The following is a 19,403-nucleotide window of genomic DNA, read 5'->3' as shown; positions in this document are numbered from 1 at the left end:
TCGCTAACGGCTTGGAAAGCCGTGCGACAATGGGATGATGAATCGGCAATGAATTCACCGTCACTTTCGCATCACGCCGGATCTGCGTCGCTTGGGGCGACTTGATCCGGCCTACACGCTGCGAAACGCTTTGATCGCGGAGCGATCAGCGACTTTCTTTGATCACGCCTACTCGGATGTCGCATACGTTCGTGCCGGTGGGACCGCACTGAATCAGACCCCCGGTTTGCTCGAAGAAATGATAGGCGTCGTTACGTCGCAAATAGTCGGCGATGTCGAGTTGTTTTTTGCTGGCCAACTGATGCACGCTGACGTCCAGAATCGCACCGGCTGCGTCGGTCGGTCCATCTTCGCCGTCGGTGCCGCCGGACAACAATGTGATTTGATTCCACTCGTCTTCGCTCAGACCACAGCCGAGTAGGTGCTGATAGGCGGCAAGCACGAGTTGCTGGTTGCGGCCGCCGAGTCCTCGGATCTCTGCGGGCGCGAGCGTGACGACGGGTTCGCCGCCGGTGATCAAACAGTTCGATCGATGTTCGTCGTTGCTGCGAAGCATCGCGACGAGCATCTCGGCAAATTCGCGTCCCACTTGTTCAGCCGATGGCTCGCAGGCGGTGGCCGAATGCATGATGTGGTTGTAGCCAAGCCGCTCGGCAACCATTCCCGCTTCATCGACCGCTAGTGCGTTGTTGCCGATGATGCATGTCGTGGCGGTCGTTGTGGGTTTCGCAGCCGTGGCGGGAGCGGAATTTAAGGCGTCGTAGACCGATGCGGGCAAGTTTCGCTGGGGATCGAATTTGGCCAGCACAGCGAGCGCGTCCGCTTTGGTTGAGGTGTCCTCGACCGTGGGGCCCGATGCGATCAAGTCGACAGGGTCACCGAGCACATCGGACAAGATCAATGTGATCAGCTGTCCGGCACGGCACGCCCGCAGCAATCCGCCGCCTTTGACTTCGCTGAGATGTTTACGAACGGTGTTTAGCTCGGTGATGTCTGCACCGGACGCACTCAAATGCTGGATCACCGCAAGTTTGTCTTCCAGCGTGATGCCTGGGATCGGGGCGGGCAATAACGCACTGCCGCCACCGGAGATCAACGCGATGCAAAGATCACGCGGGGTCGCCGCGCCGACCAGCCGCAGGATTTGTTCGGTGCCGTAAACGCCGTCCGCGGTCGGTTCGTTCACGCCTGCCGGCCGAGCGGGATGGATATGGATATGGCGAAGCACTTCGGATCCCTCTGCGGGAACGGTGCCTTCGGGTACATTGATCCAGCCCTCGATGGGCAAGCGATCGCCCACCGCGGCGACCAGCCCCGTTGCCATCGCAGTGGCCGCTTTGCCGGCACCGACGACCACGATGCGGTCGAAATCGGCAAGTGAAAAAAGATGATCCGCAACGCAGAGCTGATCGAATTCCACTTGGATTTGTGAAAGGACTCGTTCGTGGGCACGAACCGAATCAACGCCGGCGTTCCAGATTGAAAGGGCGTCTTGTCGCGGACTTGGCATCGATTCTTGTCTCCCTAGGTCCATTGTTCTTGGATGACTGTTACAACTTGTAGACTATGACGCAACCAACTGAGAATCCCGACCGTGACGTTTTGGCTTCGGAATACTTCGATCTGATTCCGTTCCAACCGTATCCCGTCCAAGAAGAAGCCTTGCTGGCGTACTTTACAAACGAGCAAGGAGTGCTGGTGTGTGCCCCCACCGGGACGGGGAAAACGCTGATCGCCGAGGCCGCGGTGTACGAGGCGCTCCGGACCGGCAAACGAATGTACTACACGACGCCGCTGATCGCACTAACGGACCAAAAATTGGTCGAACTTCGCGAGTCGGCCGTCCGCTGGGGATTTTCGGCAGACCAAGTCGGATTGGTGACCGGCAATCGCACCGCCAATCCCGATGCCCCGGTGTTGGTCGTCGTCGCCGAAATTCTGCTCAACCGGCTGCTGAATCCCGAGTCGTTTGACTTTGATAATGTTTCGTCGGTGGTGATGGATGAATTTCATTACTTCAACGATCCCGAACGCGGCATTGTTTGGGAGTTGACACTCGGGTTGTTGCCGGCTCATGTGCGAACGATGCTGTTGAGTGCGACGGTCGGCAATGCGTTGGATTTCACTTCGTGGCTCTATCGTTCGCACCAACGCCGGTTGCAATTGGTGGCGGGAACCGAACGCAAGGTACCGCTGCAATTCGAGTGGGTCGAGGACGAAATTCTGGCCGACTTTGCCGAAAAAATCGCAGCCGGAGACGAGGTCACGCGGCGGACGCCGTCATTGTTATTCTGTTTCAGTCGTTCTCAGTGCTGGACCACGGCGGAACTGCTGAAAGGCAAAAGTCTGATCGACAAGGCTCGCCAAGCCGAATTGGCGGACTATTTGAACGCCGCCGACATGAGCGAAGGAGCGGGACCAAAGCTGAAGGCGATCCTGATGCGTGGCGTCGGCGTGCATCATGCGGGCGTTCTGCCGCGATATCGCCGGATCGTCGAAGAATTGTTCCAGCGGAAATTGTTAAGTTTTTGTGTCTGTACCGAAACGCTCGCGGCCGGAATCAATCTGCCCGCGCGAAGTGTGGTGTTGCCTAGTTTGCTAAAAGGCCCCAAGGATAAAAAGAAGCTCGTCGATCCTTCGTCGGCCCAACAGATCTTTGGGCGAGCCGGGCGGCCTCAGTTCGACGACCGCGGCTATGTCTTTTCGTTGGCTCACGAAGACGATGTCAAAATCAATCGTTGGCGTGAAAAGTACGATTCGATCCCCGAGGACACCAAAGATCCGGGATTGATGAAGGCCAAAAAACAGCTCAAGAAAAAAATGCCCAAGCGGCGGAGTGGCGAATCGTATTGGACGGCGTTGCAATTTGAACAGCTGCAACAAGCGGCCGCCGCGAATCTGTCCAGCCGCGGACGATTGCCGTGGCGATTGCTCGCTTATCTGTTGGGGGAAAATGCCGAAGTCCAACCGATTCGAGATTTGGTCGGACGTCGCTTGTTGCCGCCGAAAGGAATCGAAGAGGCTCAGCGCGATTTGAATCGGATGCTGATCACGTTGTGGACGGCCGGTTACATCGAACTGGATCCCAAGCCCCATGCAGCATCCCCGAAATTGATCAAGAAATCGAAAGACGATGAGCCGGCGGTCAAGGCGACCGAAGGTTTGTTTGGCAATTTGCTGGATCAAATGCGGAGCGATGAGGAGACAAAAAAAGCGAATGAAGAAGAGGACAACCAAGATCCGGCGTTGATCGAAAGTCGTGGCTACGATGTCGACGACTATCGACCGACGCTCGCGAAGCCGACCGACCGATTGGAACGCTTGGTACATTTGAAAAGCATCAATCCGTTGTTTGGCGTTTACTTGGCCGACCAATTGGCGATCGCCGATCCGCAAGAACGAATCGCGGTGCTGGAGAGCGTCTTGGAGGTGCCTGGATCGGTGGCTCGCTATGTGCGAATGCCATCGTACGACGACATGCCCGCCGGCACCCTGGCGACGACGCGGTTGGATTCTCAATTGTTGACCATGGGGCTAGCGACGGCCGAGGAACTTGGTGCCAAGGGAGATGACGAAGAGGAAGAGGTGCGTGATCGTGGCTTTGGTCGTGTGATGTTTGACGAACCGCGGGTATGGCCGCTGACGATCGGCGAAAAACTATTGCGGTTGTTCCGCGAAGAATTTCCACGTGTGCACAACGTCAACGTGCGTCCTGTCTGGATCGTCGGCGAGTTGCTCGAATTCGGTGGCGATTTCAACAAGTACGTCACTGCGAGGAAGCTGCAAAAGGAAGAGGGAATCCTGTTTCGCCATTGTTTGCGAATGATTCTGTTGTTGGATGAAATGGCGAACGTTCCTCCGCTTGAATCGACCGTCGAGACCTGGGAAGATCCGCTCGATGATCTTGCTGACTTGTTGACCGAATCGTGTCGCAAGATCGACCCGCAGAGTACCGACGAAATTCTGTCGGACAGCAAGGAACCGGTTGACGATCTGGTCGGACTCGGGCGACGCAACGCCTAGCGTCATCCACGATTTGCCTCTCACGCACTAGCGGCCGATGCCACTTCAATCGGCTCGGAAATTTATGGACTATCGATCGATTATGAATGGCCAGCGGAAAGATCCGGTGGCGGCTGCGATGCGAGGCGGACTTTGGGTCGCCAGCCGAGCGTATGCCCTCGGCATCTGGAAACGCAACCGAGATTACGACGCCGGCCAAGGCGTCACGCGATGTGATGTGCCGGTGATCAGCGTTGGCAACTTGACCACTGGCGGGACCGGAAAGACGCCAGTCGTTTGTTTCTTGGCAAAATGGTTCCGTGGCAACGGCATCCGTGTGGGAATCGTCAGCCGAGGATATGGTCGAGGCGATGCCGATGCCAATGACGAGGCTCTCGAACTGTATGCGCGGCTTCCGGATGTGCCACACGTGCAAGATCCCGATCGGGTAGCCGCCGCAACAATCGCGGTCGACGAATTAGAAGTCCAGCTGATCTTGATGGACGACGGATTCCAACACCGCCGCTTGCACCGCAATCTGGATTTGGTGGTAATCGATGCGACGGAGCCGTTTGGGTTTGGACATCTATTGCCGCGAGGTTTACTGCGAGAACCCATCTCGGGGCTTTCGCGTGCCGACCTTGTCATCCTAAGCCGCTGTGATGCCGTCGATGAGGATCGGCTGCGATCGATCGAACAGCAGGTCAAAAAAGTGAACGCCAAGCTGCCGATCGTGCGAAGTCAACACGTTCCCACATCGCTGTTAGAGTATCCAAGTCAAACGATTCCGCTGGATCAGCTAGACGGCGATCGCATCGCCGTGGTGTCGGCGATTGGCAATCCCGACGCTTTCAAAGAAACGTTGGTGCAGTGCGGCGCCACGATCGTCGCGTCACGCGATCTGCCTGATCACGATCCCTACGCTCCCGAAACGGTCGAGTCGTTGCGGTCGTGGATTCGATCGCTTGGCGATTCGGTCTCGCGAGTCATTTGTACGCACAAGGATTTGGTCAAACTTTGCACCGATTCGCTTGGCGGCGTTCCGGTAGCCGCGTTGATTGTCGAGCTGCGTTTGAGTGCGGGGGACGATCCTGGATCATCGGATTCGGCGGAGGCGACGTTACAAGCTCTGCTTGCGAAAGTCGCCGAACAGGTCACAGTGGAAGAAGATCGTTAGCGGTTTTGGCCAACGCTGTGAAGCTGTTTCTCGCAGCGGAACTCGTCACCGAGAAGTGTCAAAATTCTTCGCGGACGGACTGCGCAAAAAAAAAACGTCTCTCCGCTGTGGAGAGACGTTTTATTATTCAGGTCGCGTTGGAAGCGCGAGAGCTTCTGACGCGATGATTCCTTCATTTCTTACTCAGCTTCGACTTCTTCAACCGCAGGCGTTTCCGCGGCAGCTGGGGTTTCTGCAGCAGCGGTGGTGTTGCTTGGAGTTTCAACCGCAGCAGTGGTGTTCGACCCGCCTTCTACTTCAGCGCTGTCTGTGTCGATGTTGACCGTTGGTGGGGCAGGAGGCTTGCAACCGACAGCAACAACCATCAAGCAAGCAGCAACCAAAGAGGTGGGGATCATCATTCGGAGAGTGGGCACGGAAAAAATCCTCGAACTAAGAAAGGGGTGGAAGTGTTTTGCGGGAAAACGGATACGCAAAGGATTGGTTTCCCTAAACCCGAAGGCCGTCAACGACCTTCGTTGATACATAGTGGACTCAGTTTTCTTCAAATTTGAAGGGGATGACCCCAATAATCCTCCAATTCCCCCTCAAAAATCAGTGACTCGGGATAGTTTTAACGGTGAGGCTGAATTCGTTCCGCCATGAAATCCGATTTCTCAAAGGAGCCCTGGATGGGTTCATCCCACCCGTTGAACCCTCGTAAATTGTGAAGTGATTTATGCGTATTTGTCACATCCTTCCGCTCTCGCTGGTTATGGTCGTTTTCCTCAGCGTTAGTGCTCCGTCGTCCTCTGCCCAAGAGCCTGAGGAGATGACGTTTAGTGAACAAGTGTCGCTGTTTGATTCGATGGATTTGCCATCCCAGACGACTCACCCGTCGAGTCAGAATTTGTCGCCAAAGACGCCGGCGGAACTTCGCCAAGCGCGCGCTTTGTACCGGTCTCAGCAGCGGATTGCTCGCCAAGAGTACAATCTGTGGATGGGCCGCGAACCGTTGCGACCCTCTTGGAATGCGATTCCGATGACATCGAGCCGCTACGCCCCACGTCATACCTATTACATTCCGGTTTACATCCAAAAGTAAGCCTGCTGCGTGTCCCGCCGCGAGGTGAACACGTGTGGTTGCGGCGATTCGTCGCAATCGTCGATGTTATCGCGTTTTTTTGACAATTCCCTCATCTCGGCGGGGGACATCGTCCGATCAAACCTGTGGGAGCGGAGTGACAGGGTGCGCCATCGATGCGCCGAGACATGTCGTGAAACTCGCTCCCCTATGCTCGTTCCTACTGCTGACCACCGTTGCGATAAGTTCGCTCGGTTGTTCGTTGGTTCCGGACACTCGCCAGCGTGAATCGCTGCACAACCCGTTTCCGCAAATGAAACGGGTCGCGGTGTTGCCGTTCTTTAACCAGAGCAGTGAGCCAACGCTTGATACCGAATTGGTGTCCGAAAGCTACTATGCTGCCCTGCAAGCGATTCCAGGGTTCGAGGTCATGCCGATCGGCGTCACCAAGGCGCAGTGGCTGCAATACTCGGCGACTCATGGCGAGCCGACCACGGGAGCGGATTTTCAGCGGTTGGCGAAAATGATGGACGTCGAGGCGATTGTCGTCGGCTCGGTTACCGATTTTGATGCCTACTATCCGCCGCGAATGGCGATGACCGTTCATTGGTATGCGGCCAACGAAGGATTCCATCCGATCCCAGCGGGTTACGGTTTGCCATGGGGCACCGACAAAGAAAAAGAGATTCCGCGGCGGATTGTTCGTGAAGCCGAATTCGAACTCGCTCGCAGCCAGCTGGAGACGCAATCACCGCTTTCTGGGGACGAGCCAGCTGCGGTTTCCCAACGCAATCTACACCGTGTTTCGGCCGAAATGCCGTTGGACGCGAATCAACTTCGTCCGCCGACTGCTGCTGATGACTCTCAGATCGACGCGCTGGAATTGGGACCCCCTTCCTCTTTGGATGGCAATTCGTTCGTCGAGAACCAAGCAACGGGCCAAGCGATGGGCCAAGGCCAGTACGGACCGGGTTATCCCGGCGCACCGACGGCTGAAGAGGTGGGCTTGGGATTGTTTCGAGACACGTTGCCCGAATCACCGTTGCCAGCAAATTGGCCCGAGCCTACTGACTTGATCCCCGACCCGCCGTCGCCGGTGCGTCCCGCGACGATTGTGAATCACGATCCGGTATTAACGCACACACGAATCTATCGCGGAGATGACTCTTATTTCACAAATCGGCTCGCTGATTACGTTGAAACGGGCGATGATGCACGTTCGGGAGGTTGGCAGGGTTATTTAAAACGTAGCGATGATTTCATTCGTTTCTGTTGTCACGTCCACATCTCGGAAATGCTCGAATCACGAGGTGGAAGTGACGCAAGGGACCTCATCTTGCGATGGCCGCTAAGCCGATACTGAAAGCCAGGTAAGTCGGGTAACCCCGGCTGTTTGGCTTCGGCGTTGTGACTAGCAAATGGACACTTGCATCAATGGATCAGGAAATCAATGTTTTAGCGCTGGTCAAAGGCGAAGAGAAGTTCATCTTCATGTTCGATGATCAAAATCGCGATGAGACACTGCGTCAATTAGCACGCTTTGCGGCCGATCCGGATCTTGAGTTTTCGTGGTACGACGCAGCAATGCTGAGCCGCAAAATTCGTGATGCGGTTCCGACCGAAGATGACATGCTTGCTAGCGAAGAATTTGACAGCTTGTCAATCGACGACTTCTACTAAGACCCCACTGCACTTCATGCAAAGCGCGATCACTCAATTTTTGCGGTACTTGGCGACCGAACGCAATGCGTCGGATCTGACGATCAAGGCGTATCGAGAAGATCTTTTTGCGATGGTCGAGTGGTTTCGAGCCACTCGCGGCCAGGTTCCAAAACCGGAATCACTTTCACCGCAAGAGCTGCGTACGTTTCAAGCGGCACTGCAAGAAGCCGGCTACGCGCGGACCACGATCGCCCGCAAACTTGCGTCGCTCCGCAGTTTCTATCGATTTGCGATGCGGCAAGGGATTGCGACAAGCAACCCTGCGAAACCGCTTCGCAATCCACGGCGGCAACGCAAACTGCCTCACGTGTTAAGTAACGACGAGGTCGGCCGATTGCTGCTCGCACCGCCCGGTGGCGACACCGCGGGACTTCGCGATCGAGCGATGTTGGAAACGATGTACTCGGCCGGATTACGTGTTAGCGAATTGGTTGCGCTACGTGATCGTGATATGGATTTTGATGAACAGATCCTGCGGGTCCGTGGTAAAGGACGCAAAGAACGCATCAGTCCGCTCGGGTCGTTTGCGATCAAGGCGATCAAGCAATACGAACAGCGTCGGATCCGCGATCCCAAGACCGAACAACTCGGCCGCGATGCTCCGGTTTTCGTCAATCGATTTGGCAATATTCTGACGACACGCAGCGTCGGACGGATGCTCGACAAACACATCGCGGTCGTCGGGCTCGATTCACGCACGAGTCCTCACACACTGCGGCACAGTTTCGCGACGCATCTACTTGATCGCGGCGCCGATATCCGCAGCGTGCAAGAATTGTTGGGGCACAAAAGTTTGGCCACCACCCAAATCTACACGCACGTCAGTGCCGCGAATCTATTGTCGGTCTACGAAAAAGCGCATCCGCGAGCAAGCTAAGATGCGGGATAGGCTTGCAGCCTGTCGATTCATGCTTTTGACAGGCTGCAAGCCTATCCCACAATTACCGATACTGCTTGGCCAGCCGTCTCGGCGACGCTCCGAGGTGATAGCGGCATCGCAGATTCCAATTCTGTAGCGTTTGTCCGACGATGCCGCGTTGTTCCCAGCGCCGCGGACTGATCGTGACCGGGCCGGTGAGCAAGACGGGCTTGGCGATCTTTCGCATGATCCGCGAAAAAGCGACGTCTTCCATCAATTCGATCTCTTCGAAACCGCCCACTTCTTTGTAGATTTGCCGGCGAACAAAAATCGCCTGATCACCAAACGCCATCCCGCGAAAACGCACTCGCGCGGCGTTGCCTTTTTCGATCAACCGATAGGCAAACCGCGGATGATCGATGTGCTGCTCAAACGCGCCCCAAACAACGTCGGGAACATCGCAGATTTGTTGCAGACACGATTCGCCGAGCAGGTTGTCGGCGTGCAGGAACAGCACGACTTCGCGGCTGGCGAACACGGCACCCGCGTTCAGCTGAATGCCACGTCCGGGGATCGAACGTACGATCTTTGTCGCCCCTGTGTCGGAGGCAATCGAGAGCGTTTCGTCCTGGCTTCCGCCGTCACAAACAATGACTTCGGTGGCTCCGGCGCGAGTTGCCGAGCGGATTGCGTTTTCAATCGTAGCGGCTTCGTTCAGTGTCGGAATGACGACCGAAATGTCCGAAGGGTTCATTCGGTCTGCACTTCTCGAAAACGGACATAGGCAATCGGTCCGAGCACCAACAAGGGAACCCAAGCCGACATCGCGGGTGACAACAAGTAACCACTGCCGCCCATCGCACCTGAGAGCGTTTTGATACCAAAAAAGAACAGCACGGTGCCGATTGCCACGGCAATCATCAAGAACAAGTTGCGGCCACGCCGATTCACGACGATCGGTAACCCCAGCAACACCAACGCGTAATCCAGGGGCGGACGAACCATCCGTTCGTGCAGCAATACTTGAACACTTAGACTGCTATGCACCGCAGGGTTTTTCACGCGAGATGCAATCTCGGAAATCGAGACCAAACGGGATGTTGATTGGTCGGTTTGTAAGAACTCGGAATTGATCGTGGTTGCAATAAAACACTCGTTCGGCTTCAGCCATGGATGATCATGAGGTGTCAAGATCACAAGCCGATTTGCTGTTCCGACCGAGGCGAGTGAGGCGATGTTTTCGGGACGTTTAATCCCGCTGACCAAATAGCCTTTGGCATGATCGTCGGTCGCTTCGCTCCACTGCGCGGATTGGGCCGTGATCAAGTCACCAAATCCCTCAAAGTCTCCGTCGAGACGAAAACTGGGGTAATTGATCCGTTTGCTGCGGGGCAGCAGCGAAGCCCCCTCGATCAGAATTTGGTTGGTTAAATCATAACACGGAAGAATCGGTTGCTCTGATTCCTGTTCCATCTCTTTGGCTTTCATTGCCAGAGCGTCACGGTAGTGTGGCAACAAGAATTCGCGATTGACCAATTGAATGCTGATGATAAAGAAGGATGCGATCAGCATCGGACGCAGAATCCGGCCATGCGAAATGCCTGCCGAAAGTGTCGCGGTCAATTCGCCCGTCCGGCGCAGCCAGCCCACCGTAAACAGCAGCGACATTAATACGATGATCGCTCCGGTCCAATCAAACAGCAACAGCATGTAGGGACCGTAATACCGCAGCATCACCGCCACTAACCCGCCCTCGGTGCGACCTTGGCGTACCAAGTCATCCAGGCTGGTGAAGGCGTGGAAAACGATGAAAATGCCCGCGATCGAGCAAAAACATACCAACACCGTACGGACAAATAGAATCAGGATGTATCGATCAATCTTGGTCACGATCTATCCGGCGGTTTCTAAAAAGGGGGCGGCAACAGGGAAATAGCAACGCAGTCGGACGCTAACGAGTGTCCGCTCGCACAGGCAACGCGAGGATCAAGTGGATTCAACGACACGGTCACTATCCAAATTCATGGTCTGTAAGACAAGACCAGTGCGGGAATAGGGATCAATGTGTCGCGGTTTCCTGTGGCAAGGCTCCAATCCGATCGCTTGCGGATAAGGGATCATAAATCGCAGCAATCGGGTCAATCGAATGTTCCAGGCGTGCGAAGCCGAGTGTCGTGTTTGCCGATTCGTCGCCATACAGATAACGGTACTCGCGACTCCGCCAAAGTAATTGATCGGTTGGTTGGCCGACGATTTCAATCGCAAACTCGCTCAGCTTCTCGTGCGCACTTGGCGTGCAGACATCCGTTGCGACGACGACCTGCTGATTGCCGCGAGCGATGATTTTTAACAATGATTCGCTATCCACCAAATGACGTTGGTCCATCGCAATGACCAATGAATTAGGAAATTGAAGTTTCAGATTTCCAGCGCTGTGCATGTGAGGTGTGATGATGATCGCGGGAGCCTCTCCGATCTCGTTCTCGATGGTTTCAGCAAACTGTGGATAGGGAATGTTCAACCAAATGAATTTATTCCGTTTTTGCGATAACATCGGTCTGGCAACGATCGCAATCAACACGACTGCCATCAGTGTCACCGCACTGATACAGACGCGGTTCATGGCAACGCGATCCGAGTTGGCAAACCGGCCCACGCGAAGCATCAAATAGGCGGGGAATAAACATGCAAACGGCTGGATCCAGCGATTTTTGAACTCCAACGCATGTCCCGATAGGACAAGCATCATCAACGCGATTGCGACAATCAAAAGAAATCGTTCGATCAATAACGTGGTGGGATCCGCTGCAATCGAATTGGATTTCCACTGCAGATAGACATTTTTTAACGAGTCACGGAAGGCAACCAAAAAGATAGCCAGCGTCAATAAACAACACGCCAGCGTGGATGTCACGAGTGCGTAAACGCCGTGGGAAACATTGCTGCCCCACGAGTCGGTTTGTTCGCGGGTCAATGTTGAAATCGTTTTTGATGACGCTAGCTGAAGATGATCGACAGCCCAATAGGTATGAGGCGCAATCAGCACGGTGGCCACGACAACCGAAAGGATCAAACGCCGGTCGAGCAACCAACGTCGATAGCTTGGCACCGAAACGGCTGCAGCCATCACCGCTAAGATCACGATTCCAAAGTTGTATTTGCTCATCAAACCAAAACCGCACGTCAAACCGATCGCAACGTACCACTTCCAATGCGGTTGGTGACGCAGCGAAACCACGCAGTACACCAGCAAGCTAACGGCAAAAGTGACGGCCACGGTGTGTGAGAGATCGCGATGGCTTTCCCAAGCAATTTGCGGAATGGTCATCATGGCAAGCGAAGCAACTAACGCCATCGCAGCGTTACCCGTTGCCTTTCGCACGGTGCCGAAAACACATAAATACGTTAACGCCAACAGCACGTTTTTGAGCAAGGCGAGCGGCATCACGCCGTAACCAAAGAGATGGAACAATGCGGTTTGCATCCATGTGTACAGTGGCGGTTGGCTGTTGTAGCCAAGTGAGAACCACTGAGACAAAAACGCTTGCTCGGATTCGTCAAAGTCAAGCGAACCTGAGATGCAAACGCGGATGACCACGTGCAAACCAAAATAGGCAAACAAGACGGTTGCGAACCGATAGCGTTTTTCGAGGATCCAATCAAGCATTGGCTTAGCCAGCTCGTCTTTCAGGTGCGATCACGGATGGCGTTTGGGGTAGCGGCAACAAGTAGTCACAGGGTGCAGCAACCGAATCGGTCGCTTCGCCGTGGGATGACGCGACGTCACCGAGGGTGTCATTGGCAGCAAGTGTCGAGTGATGATGACGCGTGAAATAACCAGGTTGGCTGGAGGATTGGTGGTAGATCCGCGACAACATTTCGGCCATCACGCCAAAGCAAATCAGTTGCAGCGATGAGAGCGTGGCAATCGCGCCGATCAACAACATTGGTCGTGTTCCGATATCTTGGCCAAAAGCAAACTTGGCAACCCCAAGGCTGCCTAGCATCGCCATTCCGATCGCACCGATAAATATGCCGACGCTGCCAAAAAAGTGCCCCGGACGGGCTCGGTATTTCATAAAGAACAATACCGACAACAGATCCAGCACTACGCGAATGGTGCGAGAGATGCCATATTTCGAATTGCCATATTGGCGAGCTTGGTGACGGACTTCGATCTCGGAAATTCGCGATGGATGGGTTACTGCGGCTACCCACGCGGGGATGAACCGATGCATCTCGCCCATCAATTTGACTTGTTTGATTACCTCAGCCCGATAGATCTTTAGACTGCATCCGTAATCACGAATCCGCACTCCGGTCACCTTGGCGATCAAGCGGTTGGCGATCCACGAAGGTACGAGTCGGAGGAACAAACCGTCTTGGCGTTTTTTGCGGCGGCCCACCAAGAGATCCAATTGGTTGGCTTCCAAATGGGCGACCATTTTGGGAATGTCGGCGGGATCGTTCTGCAGATCCCCATCCAAGGTTGCGATCAATCGTCCTTGGGCGGCATCGATTCCCGCTTGCATCGCCGCGGTTTGCCCAAAATTGCGATACAGCGAGACGATATGAATGGGCAGCCCCGACGCGTCGGCGGCCGCAGTGGCATTCGGATAGGTTTGATCCACACTGCCATCATCGACCAAAATGATCTCGAACCGAGACGGTTCCTCGGCGAACGTTTGTTTCAACGCCGCGATCAACGGACCCACCGATTCCTCTTCGTTATACAGTGGAATCACGATGGATAGATGGATTGCATCCGATTCGGTGCCATCCTGGGGCGATGCATTCATCATGAGGTTTTTTGTCGTCGTTCTTGCTGCATGGCAGCGGCAAATTCATTTTGGATCCAAGACGATGCCCCGCGAATTCCGTTCGCTGGGTTTGTCGTTCTTTCGGGGTATACTCAAGACATGAATGTGCCGTCTAGAGATAAATCGAATTCTCCGATCGCTCCGACGATTGCCGGGGAAGATGTGCTGCTTGATAGCGTAATGGCTGACTATGTCGAGCGACAGGAAAAAGGGCTCTCGCCCGACCCCAATCAATATCTGATCGCCTACCCCCAGTTTGCGGGCGAATTGAAAAGTTTTTTTCGAAATCACCATTGGCTGGCGGGGGATCCGAGCCCGGGCGTCGTGCCGCCTACGTTGCTGGGAACCCGTATCGGGCCCTACAAAATCGAGTGCGAAATTGCTCGTGGTGGCATGGGAGTGGTGTACCGGGCCAACCAAGATAACCTCGGGCGACCGGTCGCTTTGAAGCTGATTAGCAGCGGGGTTTTGGCGGGTGAAGAAGAACGGCGGCGGTTTCGCATCGAAGCCGAAGCGGCTGCGGGTTTGCATCACCCCGGCATCATTGCGATTCACGATATTGGATCGTGGGGCGGTTATGAATACTTTTCGATGACCTTGGTCGAAGGACCGACGCTTCAGCAAAAGGTCGACGACCGAAGTTTGGATGATTCTGGTGCGGCAGAGGTGGTTCGTGATGTCGCTCGGGCGGTCGCCTACGCCCACCGCGCCGGCATCGTGCATCGGGATTTGAAGCCCGAGAATATTCTGATTTCGAGCGATGGTCGCCCGTTGGTTGCAGATTTTGGTTTAGCCAAATGGCATCGTGATGGAGCCCTCGTCACTCGGACGGGTCAAGTTTTGGGAACGCCTCATTATATGAGCCCTGAACAAGCGGCCGGAGGACGTGATGTCAACGAAGCCGCTGACATCTATTCTCTTGGCGCCATTTTATACGCGTTATTAACCGGGCATCCGCCTCACCAAGGCGAATCGGCGGCCGACATTCTTCGTTCGGTGCTGCACGACGAGCCGATCTCGCCTCGGTTGATTCGTCATACAATCCCTTCTGATTTGGAGGCGATCTGTTTGAAAGCAATGCACTACGAAGCTCACTGTCGCTATTCGTCGGCCGAGGCGTTTGCCGATGATTTGGATCGCTATTTGGCGGGCGAGGAGGTTGCCGCGTGCAGCAGTGGGATCTTGGACCGAGTCGCTCGCGAAATCCGACGTGATCAGCATCAGAACTATTTCGCTGCATGGGGCAACACACTGATTGGCATCGGTGTGATCATTTTCCTCACCCATGTTGCCATGTTTTGCCTGGATCATTTTTATTCGCAGCCACTGGGAATCGCCTACTGGATGCCGCGAATCACAATGCTGTCATTGATCTTTGTATGGATCTATTGGGCACGACGGGGCCAGTTTCTGCCGCGGACCGTGGCCGAACGCCCCGTCTGGTCGATCTGGATCGGTTACTTGGCCACGCTGCTGACGATGAACTTGTTGTTGATGTTTGGCTCGCTGGATCATCGGGTGTTATTCCCGATCGCGTCGGCGTTAAGCGGGTTCGGATTTATTGCGATGGGAGGCCATGTGTGGGGTGGCGCCGCGATTTTAGGAATCCTGTTTCTGGTGGGGGCGCTGGTTTCGATCCTCTGGCTGCCCTACGCGTCACTGATCTTTGGATCGATTTGGCTGCTGAATCTGTCCGTATTAGGGTGGCATTATCGATTGCGTCCGCAGCCGGAAAATTAACGAAGCCCGCATCTTCCGAATAATCGTTGCCTGGGTGAACCGTCGTCATGATCGATGCCGACTGCACAAGGTAGCGACAGCCGTCGTTGGCGACAAAATCGGTATGACAACACCGGTATGTCGTCAAGCATCTTCTGACCTTTGATTCCCGCTGCAAACGGCAACGTTATGTCACGATTCTTTCTTGCCTTCACGATCGCCTGCGTCGCCGTTTCGGCGGATGCACATCATCCTGATCGCGAAAACCAACCGGTTCATCAACGCATTGATGTGATCGGGCCGCTGGGAAACCGACTGCCCGAGTCGTATCGTCGCAAATACAATCGTCCGACCTACATCGGTGGCAAGATTGCGTATTGCATCGCCCCGTCGAGCCGCGAAGCGATGGCATGGCACAAGGCCGAGCATCGCGGCCAATATGAGCAAAAGGGATGTCGTACGGTGACGACTTACTTTTTCCCGAAGCCGTGGGAAGCACTGCAGATCGGACCTCGCCCCTCGGCGGCGTCACAGGATGACGGATTGGTCCAAGCGGTCGAGGAGACCGCCGATCCGTCGATCCTGCCCGACCAAGTGACCGATTATTTAGAGGTCGATTCGGTCCATCCGGCTCCTGGCGAAGCCCCCGATGCGGGGCTGAAACTGGCCGATCCGCTGGATTTGATCGAAGAGTGATGCGGTGTCGGTAGCAGTGCTTCTGCCATATCCTCGAAGCTTGCGTTGGGAGGTTCGGGCATCGAGCCTTTAGCGTTGTTAGCCGTTGGCACGCTAGTGCCGGTTGGGTGGTGACGAAACCGTGGTTAACGCCAAAACGGCTAACTAAATCAGCACTTCACCCGAAATCTGCTTCGACTTCAAGAAAATTCTCAGAAGCGTCAAAGTTTACCTAACCGGACTCCGATAACTACTTTCGGACGAGGAGGTCTCGAGTTGCTATGTGGCAGCTTCGGGGCTTCACGGAGGGGGGCTTCCACACTCGGCCCGATCGAAATGCGCTCGTCGCCTCACGGCGATACCGTTAAAGCGTGTTTCACGGCGGCACCGCCCAGGAAGCCTTGAGCATGAACCGCTCGCTGTTACGATTTACTGCGTATCTTCAGCTTGGGATGACCATCCTTTTTGCGAGCGGATGCGCACCGACACAACCGTTTTTTCTGAATGAGTCTCCGGACCTTCAGTTCTATCTCAACCAAGCGACGGCGATCGAGTATCCCGACGTCGAGGTCGAGCATTTGGCTGAAACCACCGGTGCCCTTCCTCCGTTGACCGTTGGTAATCACGATTACCAATTCTGGGATCTGTCGTTGGAAGAGTGCGTGTCGATCGCACTGCAGAACTCGAAGTTCTTCATCACCACCAACGGTAACGCTGAATTCCGCCAGAACATTGCGGCTCAGTTCACCAGTGGGAATGCGGACCAGTTCGGCAGCATCTACGACATTGCCGTTCAGCAATCGACCACCCAATCGGTTCCATTGACCGTTGATGGCAACGGCAACCGCGTTCTGCCGCGAGGCGTTCTGCGAGCCAACCAAGTCGGCGGCGTGGAAGACGCATTGGCCGAATTTGATGCCCAAGCCAGTGGTTTTGTTAACTACGGAACGACCGACCGCACACGCAACGTCGGTATCGCGAATAGCATCAACCCACAAATTTCACGAGCCACTGACACCACTCAGCAAGCCGCGATCAGCAAGCGACTTGCCACCGGTGGCGTCGCAACGCTTCGTCAACAAGTCATCTACTCGCGAAGCAACGCGGAAATCAGTGCCGTATCACGAGCCGTTCCAAGCGACTGGACCGCGTTGATCGAGGCTCAGGTGCAACATCCGCTGATGCGAAATCGTGGCACGTTGATCAACCGCATCCCTGTGGTGTTGGCGAGTTTGAACGAAGACCTTTCGATTGCCGACTTTGAATCTCAGGTTCGTAACTTGGTCCGTGACGTCGAGAACACTTACTGGGACCTGTACGTGTCCTACCGAAATGTCGCGACCTCGATCATCGGTCGTAACAGTGCGATCGCCACCGCTCAATTCGCTCGTTTGAATTTGGAAAACGGCACCGGCACTCGCCAAGAATTGGCTCAAGCGGTCGAGCAGTACTACCAATTTCGTGGCATTTTGGAATCGGCTATCGCTGGTTCGAACGTTCCTGGTGCGGACCGTTTTGGTGTCTACGGCAACGAACGCCGCATGCGTGAATTGCTAGGGATCACCGCTACCGACGGTCGCTTGATTCGCCCGATCGACGAGCCCTCGCTCGCCCGTGTCGAATTCGATTGGAACGAATCGGTTGCCCAAATGTTGTATCTTAGCCCTGAAGTCCGCCGTAACAAAACTCGGATCAAACAAAACGAGTTGGAGTTGATGGCTGCAAAGAATCAAATCCTTCCCGAAGTCAACCTGTCGCTGCTTTACCGTTGGGTTGGCCAAGGCGACACGCTTGGGCCGCCACAGCGACGTGACGTCGCCGGGCCGAACCCAGGCAGCAGTGCTTTGGCGGAATTGACGGGTGGCGATTACCAAGAAGGTGCCATTCGTTTGGACATCACGCCACCTGCACTCGGAGCACGTCGTGAACTGGCTCGAATCCGTGGCGCCCAATTGCGTTTGGTTCGCGAAAAAGCGTTCCTGCAAGAACAAGAGCGTTTGTTGGTCAGCCAACTAAGTGACGCGACGGCGAAAGTGGCAACACACTACCAATTGGTGCAAACCAATGCACAACGATGGCAAGCTGCCGAGCAAGAAGTGGAAGCTCGTTTGGCCGAGTTCAAGGGTGGACGAAGCCCCGTGAACGTCGTGCTGCAGAGTCAACAACGTCGTGCTCAAGCACAAATCGATTACTACCGAGCCCTGGGTGAATACAACAAATCGATTAACTACGTCGACTATATGAAAGGCACCTTGCTGGCCAACAGCAACATCACGCTGGCGGAAGGGCCTTGGAACAAGAAAGCATACTGGGATGCACTGGAACGAGCACGTGAGCGAAGTGCTGGGAAACAAGTCAAGTACGGCGTGACCCGGCCCGAGGTTGTCCGCACCGGACCTGTGCGTGATGCCGATGCAGTCGTCAACATGATGGGCGGATCCGCAGACCACAACGGTGAGATGATCTTCGGCGATCCGAACGATCCGCTGAGCATGAACCTGTCGCCCTACCGCAACACGATCGAAGTGGACGATGTTCCGCTGAGCGAGATGGGAACACCACAGCAAATGTTTTCACCGGGGGTATCGCCAGAGCAGTTTGCACCCGCGAATCCAACCACCCCGCGAGCTAGTGGATCGGTACCGCCGATGCCAACGATCGACAGCTTGCCTGATTCGGGATCGCTACAACCTTTGGACATTCCGATCGGCAGTGCCGTCGCACCGATGAATTACGAAACGCCCGCCGTCTCGGCCCGCATTTCGGACGACGTCGACGTCAGCTATGCACCAACCCCGGTCGCACGTCGACCTTTACCGTCTCGTTAGACACGAGACGGCCACCAATTTTCCTTCGGGCGGAGGCATACGAGGGCTGCCCGCATTACGCGTCGGGAACGACAGCCCTCGTAAAACGAAAGTTCGAGAGCGCCGCAAGGCGCCTCGAACTTTTCGTCGTTACCGTAGCATAGGCTTCCAGCCTGTGATCGATGTGGGATAGGCTTTCAGCCTGTCATCTTCTTTGAACGTAGCGAAAGTCGCCAAGACTTTCGGTGTTTGCGATCGTGAGATCAATAAAAGTCGTGGATTGCTCCGACGATCCATCGTTCCGATCGCGGTGCGATCAGCGGCGATCCGCCAGCAGGGACCGAAACTCTTGGCGAGTTTCGCTACGGGGAAATTCTTGGCCTCTTCCTGGCGTAAAACTTCGTCGAAGCGGCGTTGTTTCGGGCTTGGATTCTGCCCACAAATCGCAGTGGGATACCATGAATCGCTCGCCGAAATTATGTTGATCGTTGTGTTGCTAGCGCTCGACGTGATGTCAAACCAGGGTTGAGCGATCTTGCAACCAGCAGAGGCAAACTAG

15 protein-coding genes are annotated in these 19,403 nt (G+C 55.1%); 9 read left to right on the top strand and 6 right to left on the bottom strand.

What is annotated here, in order from left to right:
* Positions 1–145: 145 nt before the first annotated feature.
* Positions 146–1,510 carry a glycerate kinase type-2 family protein gene (locus ABD971_RS18225; RefSeq protein ID WP_345324377.1) on the bottom strand — a complete coding sequence of 455 codons (1,365 nt, stop codon included), beginning with the start codon at positions 1,508–1,510 and terminating at the stop codon, positions 146–148.
* Positions 1,511–1,566: 56 nt separating this feature from the next.
* Between ABD971_RS18225 and ABD971_RS18220 the strand changes: the two genes are divergently transcribed.
* Complete coding sequence (locus tag ABD971_RS18220) at positions 1,567–4,023, top strand: DEAD/DEAH box helicase (RefSeq protein ID WP_345324375.1); 2,457 nt, start codon at positions 1,567–1,569, stop codon at positions 4,021–4,023.
* A 37-nt stretch (positions 4,024–4,060) separates the two neighbouring features.
* Positions 4,061–5,179, top strand: a complete 1,119-nt coding sequence (gene lpxK / locus ABD971_RS18215; RefSeq protein WP_345324373.1) for a tetraacyldisaccharide 4'-kinase — start codon at positions 4,061–4,063, stop codon at positions 5,177–5,179.
* Positions 5,180–5,358: 179 nt separating this feature from the next.
* On the opposite strand, the gene ABD971_RS18210 is transcribed toward lpxK, so the two are convergent.
* Entirely contained in the window at positions 5,359–5,706 is a 348-nt protein-coding gene (locus ABD971_RS18210; RefSeq protein ID WP_339940677.1) for a hypothetical protein, read from the bottom strand.
* 191 nt (positions 5,707–5,897) lie between these two features.
* Here ABD971_RS18210 and ABD971_RS18205 point away from each other — a divergent pair, with 191 nt between their 5' ends.
* From ABD971_RS18205 to xerC, 4 genes are all read left to right on the top strand, one after another.
* Positions 5,898–6,263, top strand: a complete 366-nt coding sequence (locus ABD971_RS18205; RefSeq protein WP_339940675.1) for a hypothetical protein — start codon at positions 5,898–5,900, stop codon at positions 6,261–6,263.
* 172 nt (positions 6,264–6,435) lie between these two features.
* Positions 6,436–7,605, top strand: a complete 1,170-nt coding sequence (locus ABD971_RS18200) for a hypothetical protein (protein ID WP_345324371.1) — start codon at positions 6,436–6,438, stop codon at positions 7,603–7,605.
* 71 nt (positions 7,606–7,676) lie between these two features.
* Positions 7,677–7,922: a hypothetical protein gene (locus tag ABD971_RS18195; protein WP_339940670.1), complete on the top strand. Its 246-nt coding sequence runs from the start codon at positions 7,677–7,679 to the stop codon at positions 7,920–7,922.
* 16 nt (positions 7,923–7,938) lie between these two features.
* The gene (xerC, locus tag ABD971_RS18190) at positions 7,939–8,841 is read left to right on the top strand and encodes a tyrosine recombinase XerC (protein ID WP_339940668.1); all 903 of its coding nucleotides are present in this window, start codon (positions 7,939–7,941) and stop codon (positions 8,839–8,841) included.
* Positions 8,842–8,905: 64 nt separating this feature from the next.
* On the opposite strand, the gene ABD971_RS18185 is transcribed toward xerC, so the two are convergent.
* The 4 genes from ABD971_RS18185 to ABD971_RS18170 all read right to left on the bottom strand — a co-directional run bounded on the left by ABD971_RS18185 (position 8,906) and on the right by ABD971_RS18170 (position 13,622).
* Positions 8,906–9,577 (bottom strand): TIGR04283 family arsenosugar biosynthesis glycosyltransferase, encoded by a 672-nt coding sequence (locus tag ABD971_RS18185; RefSeq protein ID WP_345324368.1) that lies wholly within the window; start codon positions 9,575–9,577, stop codon positions 8,906–8,908.
* Complete coding sequence (locus ABD971_RS18180) at positions 9,574–10,713, bottom strand: LptF/LptG family permease (RefSeq protein WP_339940664.1); 1,140 nt, start codon at positions 10,711–10,713, stop codon at positions 9,574–9,576. The genes ABD971_RS18185 and ABD971_RS18180 overlap by 4 nt, the downstream gene beginning before the upstream one ends.
* Positions 10,714–10,882: 169 nt before the next feature.
* Positions 10,883–12,490, bottom strand: a complete 1,608-nt coding sequence (locus ABD971_RS18175) for an ArnT family glycosyltransferase (protein WP_345324366.1) — start codon at positions 12,488–12,490, stop codon at positions 10,883–10,885.
* A gap of 4 nt (positions 12,491–12,494) precedes the next feature.
* Positions 12,495–13,622, bottom strand: coding sequence for a glycosyltransferase family 2 protein (locus ABD971_RS18170; protein ID WP_345324364.1), 1,128 nt, complete (start codon positions 13,620–13,622; stop codon positions 12,495–12,497).
* 126 nt (positions 13,623–13,748) lie between these two features.
* On the opposite strand from ABD971_RS18170, the gene ABD971_RS18165 reads away from it, so the two are divergent.
* From ABD971_RS18165 to ABD971_RS18155, 3 genes are all read left to right on the top strand, one after another.
* Positions 13,749–15,383, top strand: coding sequence for a serine/threonine protein kinase (locus ABD971_RS18165; protein ID WP_339940658.1), 1,635 nt, complete (start codon positions 13,749–13,751; stop codon positions 15,381–15,383).
* A gap of 168 nt (positions 15,384–15,551) precedes the next feature.
* A complete protein-coding gene (locus tag ABD971_RS18160) occupies positions 15,552–16,058 on the top strand; it encodes a hypothetical protein (RefSeq protein ID WP_339940655.1) in 507 nt (168 codons plus the stop codon).
* A gap of 386 nt (positions 16,059–16,444) precedes the next feature.
* Positions 16,445–18,865 carry a TolC family protein gene (locus ABD971_RS18155; RefSeq protein ID WP_345324361.1) on the top strand — a complete coding sequence of 807 codons (2,421 nt, stop codon included), beginning with the start codon at positions 16,445–16,447 and terminating at the stop codon, positions 18,863–18,865.
* Positions 18,866–19,403: the final 538 nt, after the last annotated feature.

Origin of the sequence: Novipirellula rosea (assembly GCF_039541335.1) — a bacterium.
GTDB classification, from domain to species: domain Bacteria; phylum Planctomycetota; class Planctomycetia; order Pirellulales; family Pirellulaceae; genus Novipirellula; species Novipirellula rosea.
This window is presented reverse-complemented; position numbering and strand designations above follow the sequence as displayed.

Coding starts and splice junctions, on each gene's coding strand:
- ABD971_RS18225 (WP_345324377.1), bottom strand. CDS start 1,510: ATGCCAAGTCCGCGACAAGACGCCCTTTCAATCTGGAACGCCGGCGTT.
- ABD971_RS18220 (WP_345324375.1), top strand. CDS start 1,567: ATGACGCAACCAACTGAGAATCCCGACCGTGACGTTTTGGCTTCGGAA.
- lpxK (WP_345324373.1), top strand. CDS start 4,061: ATGCCACTTCAATCGGCTCGGAAATTTATGGACTATCGATCGATTATG.
- ABD971_RS18210 (WP_339940677.1), bottom strand. CDS start 5,706: ATGTATCAACGAAGGTCGTTGACGGCCTTCGGGTTTAGGGAAACCAAT.
- ABD971_RS18205 (WP_339940675.1), top strand. CDS start 5,898: ATGCGTATTTGTCACATCCTTCCGCTCTCGCTGGTTATGGTCGTTTTC.
- ABD971_RS18195 (WP_339940670.1), top strand. CDS start 7,677: ATGGATCAGGAAATCAATGTTTTAGCGCTGGTCAAAGGCGAAGAGAAG.
- xerC (WP_339940668.1), top strand. CDS start 7,939: ATGCAAAGCGCGATCACTCAATTTTTGCGGTACTTGGCGACCGAACGC.
- ABD971_RS18185 (WP_345324368.1), bottom strand. CDS start 9,577: ATGAACCCTTCGGACATTTCGGTCGTCATTCCGACACTGAACGAAGCC.
- ABD971_RS18175 (WP_345324366.1), bottom strand. CDS start 12,490: ATGCTTGATTGGATCCTCGAAAAACGCTATCGGTTCGCAACCGTCTTG.
- ABD971_RS18170 (WP_345324364.1), bottom strand. CDS start 13,622: ATGAATGCATCGCCCCAGGATGGCACCGAATCGGATGCAATCCATCTA.
- ABD971_RS18160 (WP_339940655.1), top strand. CDS start 15,552: ATGTCACGATTCTTTCTTGCCTTCACGATCGCCTGCGTCGCCGTTTCG.
- ABD971_RS18155 (WP_345324361.1), top strand. CDS start 16,445: ATGAACCGCTCGCTGTTACGATTTACTGCGTATCTTCAGCTTGGGATG.